Origin of the sequence: Cellulosimicrobium funkei, assembly GCF_001019615.1 — a bacterium.
Lineage (GTDB): Bacteria > Actinomycetota > Actinomycetes > Actinomycetales > Cellulomonadaceae > Cellulosimicrobium > Cellulosimicrobium cellulans_E.
Map to the genome: position 1 here is coordinate 201,336 of NZ_JNBQ01000004.1, position 14,460 is coordinate 215,795.

The 14,460-nt window shown below is 74.6% G+C and carries 13 protein-coding genes and 1 tRNA gene; 10 read left to right on the forward strand and 4 right to left on the reverse strand.

The window, feature by feature from the left end:
- Positions 1–246: 246 nt before the first annotated feature.
- The gene (locus tag FB00_RS07035) at positions 247–1,449 is read right to left on the reverse strand and encodes a sensor histidine kinase (protein ID WP_082141078.1); all 1,203 of its coding nucleotides are present in this window, start codon (positions 1,447–1,449) and stop codon (positions 247–249) included.
- On the reverse strand, positions 1,446–2,249 hold the full coding sequence (locus FB00_RS07040) for a response regulator transcription factor (protein ID WP_231581757.1): 804 nt from the start codon (positions 2,247–2,249) through the stop codon (positions 1,446–1,448). The genes FB00_RS07035 and FB00_RS07040 overlap by 4 nt, the downstream gene beginning before the upstream one ends.
- Positions 2,250–2,399: 150 nt before the next feature.
- On the opposite strand from FB00_RS07040, the gene FB00_RS07045 reads away from it, so the two are divergent.
- The 4 genes from FB00_RS07045 (at position 2,400) to FB00_RS07060 (ending at position 6,374) form a co-directional block, all read left to right on the forward strand.
- Positions 2,400–3,776 carry a hemolysin family protein gene (locus tag FB00_RS07045; RefSeq protein ID WP_047232226.1) on the forward strand — a complete coding sequence of 459 codons (1,377 nt, stop codon included), beginning with the start codon at positions 2,400–2,402 and terminating at the stop codon, positions 3,774–3,776.
- Complete coding sequence (locus FB00_RS07050; protein WP_047232153.1) at positions 3,773–4,816, forward strand: hemolysin family protein; 1,044 nt, start codon at positions 3,773–3,775, stop codon at positions 4,814–4,816. Before FB00_RS07045 ends, FB00_RS07050 begins: the two co-directional genes overlap by 4 nt.
- Positions 4,817–5,065: 249 nt before the next feature.
- A complete protein-coding gene (locus FB00_RS07055) occupies positions 5,066–5,758 on the forward strand; it encodes a M15 family metallopeptidase (protein ID WP_231581758.1) in 693 nt (230 codons plus the stop codon).
- A 52-nt stretch (positions 5,759–5,810) separates the two neighbouring features.
- Complete coding sequence (locus FB00_RS07060; RefSeq protein WP_047232155.1) at positions 5,811–6,374, forward strand: hypothetical protein; 564 nt, start codon at positions 5,811–5,813, stop codon at positions 6,372–6,374.
- A 12-nt stretch (positions 6,375–6,386) separates the two neighbouring features.
- On the opposite strand, the gene FB00_RS07065 is transcribed toward FB00_RS07060, so the two are convergent.
- Together FB00_RS07065 and FB00_RS07070 are read right to left on the reverse strand one after the other, a co-directional pair.
- Complete coding sequence (locus tag FB00_RS07065; RefSeq protein ID WP_047232156.1) at positions 6,387–7,019, reverse strand: CYTH domain-containing protein; 633 nt, start codon at positions 7,017–7,019, stop codon at positions 6,387–6,389.
- 117 nt (positions 7,020–7,136) lie between these two features.
- Positions 7,137–7,209 (reverse strand) — tRNA-Arg (locus FB00_RS07070).
- 173 nt (positions 7,210–7,382) lie between these two features.
- Between FB00_RS07070 and argS the strand changes: the two genes are divergently transcribed.
- The 6 genes from argS to FB00_RS07100 all read left to right on the forward strand — a co-directional run.
- Positions 7,383–9,068: an arginine--tRNA ligase gene (gene argS, locus FB00_RS07075; protein ID WP_047232157.1), complete on the forward strand. Its 1,686-nt coding sequence runs from the start codon at positions 7,383–7,385 to the stop codon at positions 9,066–9,068.
- A complete protein-coding gene (gene lysA, locus FB00_RS07080; protein ID WP_047232158.1) occupies positions 9,065–10,453 on the forward strand; it encodes a diaminopimelate decarboxylase in 1,389 nt (462 codons plus the stop codon). Before argS ends, lysA begins: the two co-directional genes overlap by 4 nt.
- A gap of 163 nt (positions 10,454–10,616) precedes the next feature.
- Complete coding sequence (locus FB00_RS07085) at positions 10,617–11,981, forward strand: homoserine dehydrogenase (protein ID WP_047232159.1); 1,365 nt, start codon at positions 10,617–10,619, stop codon at positions 11,979–11,981.
- On the forward strand, positions 11,981–13,084 hold the full coding sequence (thrC, locus tag FB00_RS07090) for a threonine synthase (RefSeq protein ID WP_047232160.1): 1,104 nt from the start codon (positions 11,981–11,983) through the stop codon (positions 13,082–13,084). The genes FB00_RS07085 and thrC overlap by 1 nt, the downstream gene beginning before the upstream one ends.
- On the forward strand, positions 13,084–14,010 hold the full coding sequence (thrB, locus tag FB00_RS07095; protein WP_047232161.1) for a homoserine kinase: 927 nt from the start codon (positions 13,084–13,086) through the stop codon (positions 14,008–14,010). The genes thrC and thrB overlap by 1 nt, the downstream gene beginning before the upstream one ends.
- A gap of 264 nt (positions 14,011–14,274) precedes the next feature.
- Positions 14,275–14,460, forward strand: a 186-nt coding sequence (locus FB00_RS07100; RefSeq protein WP_047232162.1) for a Rho termination factor N-terminal domain-containing protein, incomplete at its 3' end; no start/stop codon positions are given.

Sequence of the window (14,460 nt, forward strand, 5' to 3'; positions counted from 1 at the left end):
GTCCGGATTCCGGACCACTCCAGCCTAGGCCCTCGACGGCGGCCCAGGGGGCCGCGCGGGACGTTCGCGCGCGGCCTGTTCGCGGGTTCTTCACGCCGCGTCTGGGCCAGGCAAACATGACCCCACGCGGACCTCGTCGGACGGCAAGATCGCGGAATTCCAGGCCATCGCGAGGTATCCGGGTCGCGCGGTGTGATGGATCTCACTCGGCGTCGCTCGCCGGTGACCGCGCTGTCGAGGACGGGCTCAGCGCGTGGTCGGGTCCTCGGCACCCGGGTCACCGAGCAGGTCGGGCTCGACGGGGTGGCCGTGCGCCGGAAGGGTGACGCGCATCGTCGCGCCGCTGCGGGAGTCCGCGACCTCGATCCGCCCGCCGTGCAGGTCGATCGCCCACCGGACGATCGCCAGGCCGATGCCCGTCCCGCCCGTCGAGCCGCCCGTCGTCGTGTGCGTGCCCGTCGCGCTGGCCCGCGCGAAGCGCTCGAAGATGCGCTCGCGGTCCTCCTTCGCGATCCCCGGGCCCTCGTCCACGATCTCGAGCACGACGTCGTCGTCCACGGGGTACGCCTCGAGCCGGATCTCGCCCCCCTGGGGAGAGTGCCGGATCGCGTTCTGGAGGAGGTTCGTCACGACCTGGTGCAGACGCTCGCGGTCCGCCTCGAGCACCAGGTCGGGCGGCGTGACGTCGACGACGTACCGCAGCTGCTTCCCGGCCTCCACCATCGACACGGCCTCGGCGTTCTCCTCGAGGAAGTCGCCCACGTCGATCTCGGTGATGTTGAGGGCCGCCGCGCCGGCCTCGATGCGCGACAGGTCCAGGAGGTAGGAGACGAGGCGCGTGAGGCGCTCCGTCTGCGCCAGGGCCATCTCCATGGTCGCGGGCGTCGGCTGCGTGACGCCGTCGACGACGTTCTCGAGCTGCGCCTGGAGCGCCGCGATGGGCGTCCGCAGCTCGTGCGACACGTTCGCGATGAGCTCGCGGCGCACCTGGTCGCTCGTCGCGAGGTCCTCCGCCATGACGTTGAACGCGACGGCGAGCTGGCCCACCTCGTCGCGGCTCGTCGCCCGGACGCGTCGCGTGTAGTCGCCGTCGGCCATGGCGCGTGCCGCCGCCGTCATCTCGCGCAGCGGCGACGTCATCCCGCGCGCGAGGAGCTGGGTGAGCAGCAGCGACAGGACGATCGCGAGCGGGAACGTGCGCGACGGCCCGAGCTGGTTCTGGAGCCCGATCCAGGTGATGAGGACCGCGAGCGTGACCGTCGCGGCCACGAGCACGCCGAGCTTGATCTTCAACGAGCGGAAGGAGTCGAGCGGCCGGACGTCGGGCAGGTGCGGGCGGATCGTGTGCGCACGGTGCACGCCGTTCCGCGCCGGAGCGCTCGTCGAGCCGCCCGGGCCCCGGCCCGCGCCGTCCGTCGGGTCGGCCGGGTCAGCGGGGTGGGAGGTCATCCTGCGGGCGGCTCGAACGCGTATCCGACGCCGTGCACCGTGCGGATGAGGTCGGCCCCGAGCTTGCGGCGCAGCGCCTTGATGTGCGAGTCGACGGTGCGCGTCCCGCTCGCGTCGGCCCAGTCCCACACCTCCGCGAGGAGCCGCTCGCGCGTGAGCACCGTCTTGGGCGAGCTCGCCAGCATGACGAGGAGCTCGAACTCGGTGGGCGTGAGGTGGACCTCCTCGCCCGCGCGGTAGACGCGGCGCTGGGCCTTGTCGATCGTCACGTCGCCCACCGTCATGGGCGGGTCGGTCGGGGCGGCGCTCGCGGCCTGCGTGGCGCGGTCGACCCGGCGCAGCAGCGCCTTGATGCGCGCGACGAGCTCGCGCATCGAGAAGGGCTTCGTCATGTAGTCGTCGGCACCCACGCCGAGCCCGATGAGCATGTCGGTCTCGTCGTCGCGCGCGGTGAGCATGAGGATCGGCACGGGCTGCTCGGCCTGGATGCGCCGGGTCACCTCGAGGCCGTCGATGCCGGGCAGCATGACGTCGAGCACGATGACGTCCGGGCGCAGCCGCGTCGCGGCGTCGACACCCGAGAGCCCGTCGCGCGCGACCTCGACGCGCCAGCCCTCCGCGCTCAGGCGCTGCGCGATCGCGGTCGCGATCGCGGGCTCGTCCTCGACGACGAGGACCGTCGCCGCCTGCTGTGGCGTGCCGCCGGCCAGCGGTGCCGTCGTGGGCACGGGCCCGCGGCCCGGGACGGGACCGGCGCCCGCGCCGGTCGGTGATGCGCTCGCTGCCCTCGGATCTGCCATGGGATACAGCGTGGCACACGTCGGCCCAGGTCGGCCGGATTTCGCCGTCGCCCGGCACCCGGGCGGCGCACGGCCGGGCGGCCCGGCGGGAGCGGGCGCTAGCATCGTCGGCACGATGAAGAGCACCTCTCGATATCGGTGGAGCACCTCGTGGTAGGCGACTGGGTCATGGTCGCGCTCGGGGTGCTCCTCACCGCAGGCACCGCCGTCTTCGTGGCCAGCGAGTTCTCCCTGGTCACCCTCGACCCCGCCGTCCTCCCCGCGGGCGACGACCCCGACCAGGAGGGCGACAGACGCGGCTCCCCGCCGTCGGGCCGGGAGGCCCGTGCCGACCGCCGCGACCGCAGCGTCCGGGCCGGTCTCAAGCACCTGTCGACCGAGCTGTCGTCCGCGCAGGTCGGCATCACGCTCACGACGATCCTCCTCGGCTACACGGCGCAGCCGGCGCTGCTCTCGCTGTTCGGCGCCGGACTGGGCGCCACGGCGCTCGGGCAGGCGGCGTCCGCCGTCCTCGCCGGCGTCCTCGCCCTCCTCGTCGTGAACTTCGTCTCGATGCTCTTCGGTGAGCTCATCCCCAAGAACTTCGCCCTGAGCGCGCCCTACGCGACGGCCCGGCAGGTCGTGCCGGTGCAGCGCCAGTTCACCAAGCTGTTCCGGCCCGTGATCGCCGTCCTCAACGGCTCTGCCAACGCGATCCTGCGCCGGGTGGGCGTCGAGCCGCGCGAGGAGCTGTCCGGTGCGCGCTCGGCGTCGGAGCTCGCGGCGCTCGTGCGCCGCTCGGCCCAGGAGGGCACGCTCGACGTCTCCGTCGCGACGCTCCTCACCAACTCGATCGAGCTCGACGAGCTGAGTGCCGTCGACGTCATGACGGACCGCATGCGGATGGTCGTGGTGGACCGTGACGCCACGGCTGCGGACGTCGTCGACGCCGCGCGGCGGACCGGGCACTCCCGGTTCCCCGTGATCGGCGAGGACCGGGACGACGTCGTCGGCCTGGTCCACCTGCGCCGCGCGGTCGCCGTCCCGTACGAGCGTCGCGACGAGGTCCCGGCGGCGGCGCTCATGGTCGAGGCGCCCCGGGTGCCCGAGACGGTGCGGCTGGGCCCGCTGCTCGTCGAGCTGCGCGGGTTCGGGCTCCAGATGGCGGTCGTGGTGGACGAGTACGGCGGCACCTCGGGCGTCGTGACGCTCGAGGACGTCGTCGAGGAGCTCGTGGGCGACGTGGCGGACGAGCACGACCCCCGCCGCTCCGGCGCGGCCCGGCGCGCGGACGGCTCCTGGCTGGTCCCCGGCGTCATGCGGCCCGACGAGCTCACCGAGGTCACCGGCCTCCGTGTGCCCGAGGACGGTGCGTACGAGACGCTCGGCGGCCTCGTCATGGCACGGCTGGGGCGCGTGCCCGTGCCGGGCGACGAGGTCGTCGCGGGCGACGCGCGCGACCGCGTCGTGCTGCGCGTGGAGGCGATGGAGGGCCGGCGGGTCGAGCGGCTCTCGGTCCGGGCGACCCCGGTGGAGGTGGAGTCGTGAGCTCGACCACCGCGCTCCTCGTCGCCGTCCTGCTGCTCGCGGGCAACGCGTTCTTCGTCGGTGCCGAGTTCGCCGTCATCTCCGCGCGCCGCTCGGCGATCGAGCCGCTCGCCGCGCAGGGGAACCGCCGGGCGCAGACCGTCCTGTGGGCGATGGAGAACGTGTCCCTCATGCTCGCGTGCGCCCAGCTCGGGGTGACGGTCTGCTCCACGGGCCTCGGCGTCGTCGCGGAGCCCGCGCTCGCGCACCTCATCGAGGACCCGCTGCACGCGCTCGGCGTGAGCACGTCCCTCGCCCACCCGATCGCGTTCGTCGTCGCGCTCGCGATCGTCGTCTACCTGCACGTGGTGCTGGGGGAGATGGTCCCGAAGAACCTCGCCGTCGCCGGTCCCGAGACGGCGGTCATGTGGTTCGGGCCGCCGCTCGTGTGGATCGGGCGCGTCCTGCGCCCGGTCATCGTCGCGCTCAACTGGCTCGCGAACCACGCCGTCCGGGCGACGGGGGTCGAGCCCAAGGACGAGGTCGCCTCCGCGTTCACCGCGGAGGAGGTCCAGTCGATCGTCGAGCACTCCCAGGCGGAGGGCGTGCTCCGGGACGAGCAGGGCCTGCTCTCGGGGGCGATCGAGTTCTCCGAGCGCACCGCGCAGGACGTCATGGTGCCGGTCGCCGACCTCGTCACGGTGACCGAGGGCTGCACGCCCGAGGAGGTCGAGCGCCTCGTCGCCAAGACCGGGTTCTCGCGGTTCGCCGTCGCCGACGCCTCGGGCGAGCTCGTGGGCTACCTCCACGTCAAGGACGTGCTCTACGCGGACGAGACGACGCGCTCGGCGCCGGTCCCGTCCTGGCGCGTGCGGGCGCTCGCGACCGCCGCCCCGGGCGACGAGGTCGAGGACGCGCTCCGGGCGATGCAGCGCTCGGGCGCGCACCTGGCACGCGTCGACGCGCCCGAGGGCGGCGGCGCCCTCGGCGTCGTGTTCCTCGAAGACATCCTCGAGGAGCTCGTCGGGGAGGTGCGCGACGCCATGCAGCGTCGTCACTGACGAGCGTTCCGGGCGCCGAGACCGGTCCTGAGCAGGGGACTTGGCATCGTCGGAGTGCTTCGTTACTGTTCCGTGATTGATCGGTCGTCGGTGGCCCGAGAGCCACCCCGAAGGGTGAGAGGCAGGTGGCGGGTGGAGTCGCAGCGGACCGACGCACCCGCCCTCGAGTCCCGACGGGCACGGCGCGAGGCGGAGCAAGGCTCCCGTCGTCGTCGCCCCCAGGCGCAGGTCTCCAGCCAGCACCGCTGGATGCCGCGCATCGCCGTCCTCGGGACTCTCGCCGCCGCGACGATCGCGATGCCCCTCTCCGCCGGCGCGGACGACGGCCTCGGCACCGGGTCCCCCTTCGAGCCCGAGACGCGACCGCTGGGCCCGAGCGCGCTCGACCTCGCGACCGCCGGGTCGACGGCGCCCGCGGTCTCCCAGAGCGTCGCCGCCGCACCGCGCGTCGAGGTGCGGCGCGAGGCCGCATCCCGGTCCGCCGCGCGCGACCCGCTCCCCGGCTGCGATCCCACGGTCCGCCCCGCGGGCACCAACGGCAAGCTCGACGAGCACGCGCTGTGCGAGCTCTGGCAGGCTGGAGAGCACCTGCGGCCCGACGCGGCCGTCTCGCTGTCGGCCATGAACGAGGCCTTCCGGGCGACGTTCGGTCGCGACCTGTGCCTCGTCTCGTCGTACCGCACGCTCTCGACGCAGGTCTCGCTCAAGTCCTCCCGCGGCGCGTTCGCCGCACCTCCCGGTTGGTCCATGCACGGGTGGGGCCTCGCGATCGACCTCTGCTCGGTCGAGACCGGCTCGCGCGAGGTCTATGCGTGGATCAACCAGAACGGTGCCACCTACGGCTGGGCCAACCCCGCCTGGGCCAAGCGCGGCGGCAGCGGCGCCTACGAGCCGTGGCACTTCGAGTTCGTCCAGGGCGTCGAGGAGATCCAGAGCTCCTGACGCGCGGCCCGTCGCCCACCGCCGTGGCCCTCGTCGCCGTATCGTCGGAACCGTGGCCGACCTGCTCCTCGCCGCGGTCGTCCTGCGCCGTCCCGAGCACGCGCTCGCCGCGCAGGTGCTGAGCCTCGCGCTCTCCGGCCTCGTCCGGGTGGAGCCGACGGCGCCCGGGCCGCCCCCGGCTCTCGTCCTCCTCGACCCGGTCCCCGGCTCCGAACGCGAGCGAGTCGCCCTCTCCGCGGTGTTCGGCGACGACGCCGGTCCGGGGGCGCGCGTCGTGCTCGACCCCGCCGACGACCGCCTGCGTGCCCGGGTGCGCGCTGCGGCGCGCGACGTCGTGCGTGGCGCGCGGCGCGACGGCTACCTCGAGCCCGGGCGGGCGCGCCACCTCACGGAGAAGGGCGAGGCCGTGCGGGCCGAGCTCGTCGCGCTGGAGGACGCGGTCGAGCGGGAGGTCGCGGACGCCCGCGCGCACGACCACGCGCGCGAGCACGTCTCGTCCGGCGCGCTCCCGTGGGCCGTGCTGTTCGGGCACGAGCCGGGGTGGGTGCCGGTCGACCGCCGGACGGTCCGGATCGACGTCGCCGCCGTCTGCGCGGCGGCCGACGCGCTGCGCTGACGGCCTGACGGTCTACGGCTCCGAGAGCCGCTCGTTGCGGCCGAAGTCCTGGAGGAACCGCGGTCCCGACTCCGCGAGCTCGGCCTCGAACTCGTCGCGCCACGAACCGTAGGGCCGGCTGGCCAGGGCGTCGTTGGAGAAGCGCGGGTCGTCGGTGAGCTCCGTGACGCAGAAGGCGGGGATCTGGAGGTCCGTGACGGGTCCGGTGCGCTCGCACTCCGCGACGACGAGCGGGTGGTTCGCCCCGCCGAAGACGTCGACGACCCAGCCGTCCGCCCCGACCCACACCGAGTACCGGGTCTTGACGACGCGCGCACCGCCGCGCCGGATCATCTGCACGCCGACCGCGACGTCGACCTCGCGCTCCGCCTCGTACCGCGTGCCGCCCGCCATGGGCCCCTTCACGGTGAGCGTGCACAGGTCGACGGCGGGCGCGAACCGGTCGAGCAGGCGCACCGGGTCCGTCTCCGCGTCCATCGTGGCGTCCACCGTCGGCACCTTGGCGCGCAGCCGCAGCGCGTAGCCCTCGTCCGCCAGGTAGTAGCTCTGCACGATGAGCGCCGGGGCGTCGCGCAGGTCCTCGGGCAGGTCGCGCACGAGGAACCGGCGCTCGAACTCGAAGTCCCCGTAGCCGCCGTCGGTCATGGCCCCACCGTAGCGGGCGCGCGGGACGGGTGCGGGACGCGGGCGAGGTCGAGGGGTCCGGAGACGACGCGAGCCCGGCCGCCGGAGGCGGGCCGGGCTCGTCGGAGCGGAGCAGGGTGCCCTCGATAGGATTCGAACCTACGACCTTCTGCTCCGGAGGCAGACGCTCTATCCACTGAGCTACGAGGGCGAGCGCCGACGGTGTCCGCCGACGCGATGCACGAGACTACCAGCACGTCCGGGGTGCGCGGGCCCGGTGGTGCCACGCCGGTCGATCTCCGGCCCGCCGGCGCGCCGGAGAGCCCGCGAGCACCGCGTGAAACACCGCGACGGGGGGTGCGCGCGCCTCGGTAGAATCGCCCGGTGACCCCCGACGAGCTCTCCGAAGCGCTGAGCGCTGCCCTGGCCGCCGCCGTCGCCGACGGCACCCTCGCCCTGGACCCCACCGCGGTCCCCGAGCGCGTCCACGTGGAGCGACCCCGCCAGCGCGAGCACGGCGACTGGGCCACGAACGTCGCGCTCCAGCTCGCCAAGAAGGCGGGCACGACGCCGCGCGCCCTCGCCGAGGACCTCGCGACGCGGCTCGCCGCGACCCCGGGCGTCAAGGCCGTGGACGTCGCGGGCCCGGGCTTCCTCAACATCACGCTCGACGCGGCCGCCGCGGGCGAGCTCGCGCGCACGATCGTCGAGGCCGGCCCGGCGTACGGGCGCGGCGACTCCGAGGCGGGCACGAAGGTCAACCTCGAGTTCGTCTCCGCGAACCCGACCGGGCCCATCCACATCGGCGGCGTCCGCTGGGCCGCCGTCGGCGACTCGCTCGCGCGCGTGCTCGAGGCGAGCGGCGCGGACGTGACGCGCGAGTACTACTTCAACGACCACGGCGCGCAGATCGACCGCTTCGCGCGCTCGCTGCTCGCGCGCGCCCGCGGCCTGGAGGCGCCCGAGGACGGGTACGGCGGCGAGTACATCAGCGAGATCGCGGACGCGGTCATCGCGGACGCGGTCGCCGCCGGCGACCCCGACCCGCGCACGCTCCCGGACGCCGAGGCACAGGAGGTCTTCCGGGCGCGGGGCGTCGAGCGCATGTTCGGCGAGATCAAGGCGTCGCTGCACGACTTCGGCGTCGACTTCGACGTGTACTTCCACGAGGACTCGCTGCACGAGTCGGGTGCCGTGGAGCGTGCCGTCGAGCGCCTGCGCGAGTCGGGCCACATGTTCGAGCAGGACGGCGCGACGTGGCTGCGCACGACCGACTTCGGCGACGACAAGGACCGCGTCGTCATCAAGTCGGACGGCGACGCCGCGTACATCGCGGGCGACATCGCGTACTACCTCGACAAGCGCGAGCGTGGCTTCGACGAGGTCATCATCATGCTCGGCGCCGACCACCACGGGTACGTGGGCCGCATGATGGCGGTGTGCGCCGCGTTCGGCGACACCCCCGGGAAGAACCTCCAGCTCCTCATCGGGCAGATGGTCAACCTCGTCAAGGACGGGCACCCCGTGCGCATGTCCAAGCGCGCCGGGACCGTCGTGACGCTCGAGGACCTCGTCGACGCCGTCGGCGTCGACGCCGCGCGCTACTCGCTCGCGCGCTCGTCGGCGGACCAGAACATCGACCTCGACCTCGACCTGCTCGCGCGGGCCACGAACGAGAACCCCGTCTACTACGTGCAGTACGCGCACTCGCGCACGGCGGCGGTGGACCGCAACGCGGCCGACCGCGGCGTCGCGCGCGCCGACGGCTTCGAGCCCGCGCTGCTCGACCACCCGAGCGAGGCCGCGCTCATCGGTCGCCTGACGGAGTTCCCGCGCATCGTGGCCCAGGCGGCGGAGCTGCGCGAGCCGCACCGCGTCGCGCGCTACCTCGAGGCGCTCGCCGGCGACTACCACACGTGGTACCAGCAGAAGTCCCAGCGCGTCCTGCCCTACCCGGACGAGGAGGTCACGGACACGCACCGCACGCGCCTGTGGCTCAACGACGCGGTGCGCCAGGTGCTCGCCAACGGCCTCGGCCTGCTCGGCGTCTCCGCGCCGGAGCGCATGTGAGCACCGGTCTGCCGGGGTACCCCGGCGAGCCGTGGTCGCGGGGCGTGCGCCGCGGTGAGGACGGGGTGGTCGAGGTCGCGGGCGTCGGCGTCCACGACCTCGCGGCCGAGCACGGCACGCCTGCGTACGTGCTCGACGAGGCGGACTTCCGCGCGCGCGCCCGGGCGTACCGCACGGCGTTCGAGACGGCGTTCCGCGCCGTCGGGTCGGACGTCGACGTGTACTACGCGGGCAAGGCCCTGCTGACGGTGGCCGTCGCGCGCTGGGCGCGCGAGGAGGGCCTGCGCGTCGACACCGCGAGCGGGGGAGAGCTCGCCGTCGCGCTGCGCGCCGGCGTCCCCGGCCCGGAGATCGGGCTGCACGGCAACAACAAGTCCGACGCCGAGATCGGCCGGGCGCTCGACGAGGGCGTGGGCCGGATCATCGTCGACTCGCTCGTCGAGGTCGAGCGCGTCGCGCGGCTCGCGGGCGAGCGCGGCGTGGTCGCGCCCGTCATGGTCCGCGTGACGACGGGCGTCCACGCGGGCGGGCACGAGTACATCTCGACCGCGCACGAGGACCAGAAGTTCGGGCTGTCGATCGCGGCGCCGCGGCCCACGGACGGCAGTGCGGCCGGCGACTCCCCGGCGATGACGGCGCTGCTCGACGTCGTCGCCCGCCCCGAGCTGCACCTGCTCGGGATCCACTCGCACATCGGCTCCCAGATCCTCGACCCCTCGGGCTTCGAGGTCGCGGCGCGCGCGGTGCTGGAGCTGCGCGCCGAGCTCGCCGCGCGCACGGGCGTGCTCGTCGACGAGGTCGACATCGGCGGGGGCTACGGGATCGCGTACCTCCCCGGGGAGGTCGCGCTCGACCCGGAGCGCGTGGCGAAGGACGTCGCCGCCGCGGTGGACGCGGTGGCCGCGGACCTCGGGACGCCGCTGCCGCGGTTCTCGATCGAGCCCGGCCGGGCGATCGTCGGGCCGGCCGGCCTCACGCTCTACACCGTGGGCACGGTCAAGCCGGTGACGCTCGACGACGGCCGCGTGCGCACGTACGTGTCCGTCGACGGCGGCATGAGCGACAACATCCGCCCCGCGCTCTACGCGGCGCAGTACCACGCCGAGGTCGTCGGCCGGGCGTCCGAGGCCGAGCCGGTGCTGGCGCGCGTCGTCGGCAAGCACTGCGAGAGCGGCGACATCGTCGTCCACGAGGTGCAGCTCCCCGGCGACGTGCGCGCGGGGGACCTCCTGGCGGTCCCGGCGACGGGTGCCTACGGCCGCTCGATGGCGTCGAACTACAACCTGCTGACGCGTCCGCCCGTGGTCGCCGTGCGCGACGGCGAGAGCCGCGTGCTCGTGCGGCGCGAGACCGTCGAGGACCTGCTGGCGCTCGACGAGGGCTGACCGTGCGTCGCGCCCGGGAGGGCCGGCATCCGACCCGTGGGCACGCCCCGGGCGGTCGCACGGGGCGCCGTATCCTGTGCCTGCGGCTCCCGAGCCACCCGGGCACGACCCGGGCCGCGTGCACGGCGCCGCACCCGTCCTGACCACCCGAGGAAGGTCCGTCGTGCCCCCTGCCGCCGAGTCCCACCCGCCCCTGCGCGTCGCCCTGCTGGGGTGCGGCGTCGTCGGCACCCAGGTCGCGCGGCTGCTGACGGAGCAGGCCGACGACCTCGCGTCGCGCGTGGGCGCCCGCCTCGAGCTCGTCGGGATCGCGGTGCGCAACGCGGCCGCGCCGCGCGCCTCGTCGGTCGACCGCTCGCTCCTGACCGAGGACGCCGAGGGCCTCGTCGCGCGCGCGGACATCGTCGTCGAGGTCATGGGCGGCACCGAGCCCGCCCGGTCGCTCCTGCTGCGCGCGATCGACGCCGGCGCCGCCGTCGTCACGGCGAACAAGGCGCTGCTCGCCGAGGACGGGCCCACGCTCTACAAGGCCGCCGACGCGGCGGGCGTCGACATCTACTTCGAGGCCGCCGTCGCGGGCGCCATCCCGATCGTGCGCCCGGTGCGCGAGTCGCTCGCGGGCGACCGCGTGCGCCGCGTGCTCGGCATCGTCAACGGGACGACCAACTACGTCCTCGACCAGATGGCCACCACGGGCATGGACCTCGAGGAGGCCGTCAAGGAGGCGCAGGACCTCGGCTACGCGGAGGCGGACCCGACGGCCGACGTCGAGGGGTACGACGCCGCCGCCAAGGCCGCGATCCTCGCGAGCCTCGCGTTCCACACGCGCGTCTCGCTGGACGACGTCGCGCGCGAGGGCATCATGTCCGTCACGGCCGAGGACGTCGCGTGGGCCGCGCAGACCGGCCACGTCATCAAGCTCCTCGCCATCGCGGAGCTGCGCGAGGGGACCTCGGCAGGCACGTCGGTCGGCGCAGCGGCGGGCGCGCCCGCAGGCGTGTCCGTGCGCGTGCACCCGGCGCTCGTACCCACGTCGCACCCCCTCGCGAACGTCCGTGGGTCGTTCAACGCGGTGTTCGTCGAGGCGGAGTCCGCGGGCGAGCTCATGTTCTACGGTCGGGGCGCCGGCGGCGCGCCGACCGCGTCGGCCGTCCTGGGCGACGTCGTCTCGGCCGCGCGGCACCGCGTGCTCGGGGGCAAGGGCCCGCAGGAGTCCACCTACGCGGAGCTCGCGATCCTCCCCGCGAGCGCGGCCGTGACCCGCTACCAGGTCCGCCTCGAGGTCGACGACCGCCCGGGCGTCCTCGCCCAGGTCGCGCACGCCCTCGCCGAGCACGGCGTCTCCATCGAGGCGGTCCGTCAGCCGACGGCGCCGGGCGTCTCCGACGTCGCCGAGCCCGGGGTCGCCGAGCTCCTCATCACCACGCACGCGGCGCCGGAGTCGGCGCTGTCGGCGACCGTCGCGGCGGTCGCCGGGCTCGAGCCCGTCCGCACGATCACGTCCGTCCTGAGAGTCGAGGGAGCCTGATGGCCCACCAGTGGAGAGGCATCATCGCCGAGTACGCGGAGCGTCTGCCCGCGCACGTCACCGAGCGGATCGTCACGCTCGGTGAGGGCGGCACGCCGCTCGTCGAGGCCCCGGCGCTCTCCGCGCGCACGGGCGCGCAGGTGTTCGTCAAGGTCGAGGGCATGAACCCCACGGGGTCGTTCAAGGACCGCGGCATGACGACGGCGATCTCCGCCGCCGCGGGGCGCGGCGCGCAGGCGGTCGTCTGCGCCTCGACGGGCAACACGTCGGCGTCGGCCGCGGCGTACGCGGTGCGTGCGGGCATGACGTGCGCGGTCCTCGTCCCGGACGGCAAGATCGCGATGGGCAAGCTCAGCCAGGCGATCGCGCACGGCGCGCGCCTGCTGCAGGTCGACGGGAACTTCGACGACTGCCTCGTCGCGGCGCGCAAGCTCGCCGACTCCTACCCGGTCGAGCTCGTCAACTCCGTGAACCCCGACCGCATCGAGGGCCAGAAGACCGGCGCGTTCGAGATCGTCGACGCGCTGGGCGACGCGCCCGACATCCACGCGCTGCCCGTCGGCAACGCGGGGAACATCACCGCGTACTGGAAGGGCTTCCGGGAGTACGCCGGCCAGGGCGCCCCGGGGCACGCGGGGGAGGACCTCCCGGCCGTCGCGACGCGCGTGCCGCAGATGTGGGGCTTCCAGGCGGCGGGCGCCGCGCCGATCGTCGCGGGCCACCCGATCACCGAGCCGGAGACGATCGCGACCGCGATCCGCATCGGCAACCCCGCGTCGTGGGAGCTCGCCGAGTCGGCGCGCGACGACTCGGGCGGCGTCATCGAGGCCGTCACGGACGAGCAGATCCTCGCGGCGCACCGGGTCCTGTCGAGCGAGGTCGGCGTGTTCGTCGAGCCCGCGTCGGCGGCCGGCGTCGCCGGGATCCTGTCGCGCGCCGAGCGCGGGCTCGTGCCCGCGGGCGCGCGCATCGTCGTCACGGTCACGGGCCACGGGCTCAAGGACCCGCAGTGGGCGCTGCGCACCCTCGACGGCAGCGAGGTGACGCCGACGCGCGTGAGCGCCGACGTCGTGTCCATCGCCGACGCCCTCGGGCTCGACTGATGCAGCTCGGCGCGGACCACGTGCGGGTGCGCGTCCCGGCGACGAGCGCGAACCTCGGCCCCGGCTTCGACGCGCTGGGCCTGGCGCTCGCGCTCCACGACGTGCTCGAGGTGCGCGCGCTCGCGACCGACGAGGTCGTGGTCGACGTCGAGGGCGAGGGCGCCGGCGAGGTGCCGGCGGACGAGACGCACCTCGTGGTGCGGGCGCTGCGGGCCGCGCTCGACGTGGCCGGCGCGCCGCAGACGGGGTTGCACCTGACGTGCGTCAACCGTGTCCCGCACGGGCGGGGCCTCGGCTCCTCGGCGGCCGCCGTCGTCGCGGGCGTCGTGGCGGCGCGGGCGCTCGTCGCCGACCCGTCGGTCCTCGACGACGACGTGGCGCTCGGCCTCGCGACCGCCATCGAGGGGCACCCGGACAACGCGGCGCCCGCGCTCCTGGGCGGCGCCACGGTCGCGTGGGACGCGGGCCAGGGCGACGGGCCCCGCGCCGTGCGGCTGGACGTGCACCCCGACGTCCGGGCCACCGTGCTCGTGCCCTCGGCCCGGCTCGCGACGAGCCGGGCGCGGGGGGTGCTCCCGACGCACGTGCCGCACGCCGACGCCGCCTTCAACGCGGGGCGTGCGGCCCTCCTCGTCGAGGCGCTCACCCGGCGGCCCGACCTGCTGCTCGACGCGACGGACGACCGCCTGCACCAGGCCTACCGGGCCGACGTCATGCCGTCGTCGTTCGAGCTCGTCCAGGAGCTGCGGGCACGCGGTCTCGCCGCGACCGTCTCGGGGGCGGGACCGACCGTGCTGGTGCTCTCGACGCCGGACGGGCTGGAGGAGGTCGCTCGCGTCGCGGACTCCCTCGTCGGGGGGACCGCCGACTGGGCGGTGCACCGCCTCGACGTCGACACGCGTGGCGTCGTGGGCGAACGGCTCTGACCTCGGGCGTGCCGGTGCTAGGATGATTGCCAGCCTTCGGTCACGCTCTCGCACACCAGCACATCCGCACGCGGAGCGCGCTCTCGCCCACCGGGTGTGCCGCGACCGAGCAGTCCGAGAGAAGGCAATCCAGCCCCGCGTCAGATGACGTCGTCGTACCACTGACGCGTGGCGACACCTACGCACCGGCCGTCACGGCCGGGCGTCGACCACCCGCGGCCCGCCCTCTGAGCGGCGGGCGCAAACGAGGGGGAAGGGTCCTTCGTGACAGACACCATCGACACCGCCACGAGCAGCGCGACCGGTTCGGCCGCTGCCGGCGGGAACGCCCGGACCGGCGCGCTCTCCACGCTGCGCCTCCCGGAGCTGCAGGCTCTCGCCTCGCAGCTCGGGGTCAAGGGCACGTCCAAGATGCGCAAGGGCGATCTTGTGGACGTCATCCGCGCACGC

Coding starts and splice junctions, on each gene's coding strand:
- FB00_RS07035 (WP_082141078.1), bottom strand. CDS start 1,449: ATGACCTCCCACCCCGCTGACCCGGCCGACCCGACGGACGGCGCGGGC.
- FB00_RS07065 (WP_047232156.1), bottom strand. CDS start 7,019: ATGACCGACGGCGGCTACGGGGACTTCGAGTTCGAGCGCCGGTTCCTC.
- FB00_RS07040 (WP_231581757.1), bottom strand. CDS start 2,249: ATGGCAGATCCGAGGGCAGCGAGCGCATCACCGACCGGCGCGGGCGCC.
- FB00_RS07055 (WP_231581758.1), top strand. CDS start 5,066: ATGCCGCGCATCGCCGTCCTCGGGACTCTCGCCGCCGCGACGATCGCG.
- thrB (WP_047232161.1), top strand. CDS start 13,084: ATGCAGCTCGGCGCGGACCACGTGCGGGTGCGCGTCCCGGCGACGAGC.
- thrC (WP_047232160.1), top strand. CDS start 11,981: ATGGCCCACCAGTGGAGAGGCATCATCGCCGAGTACGCGGAGCGTCTG.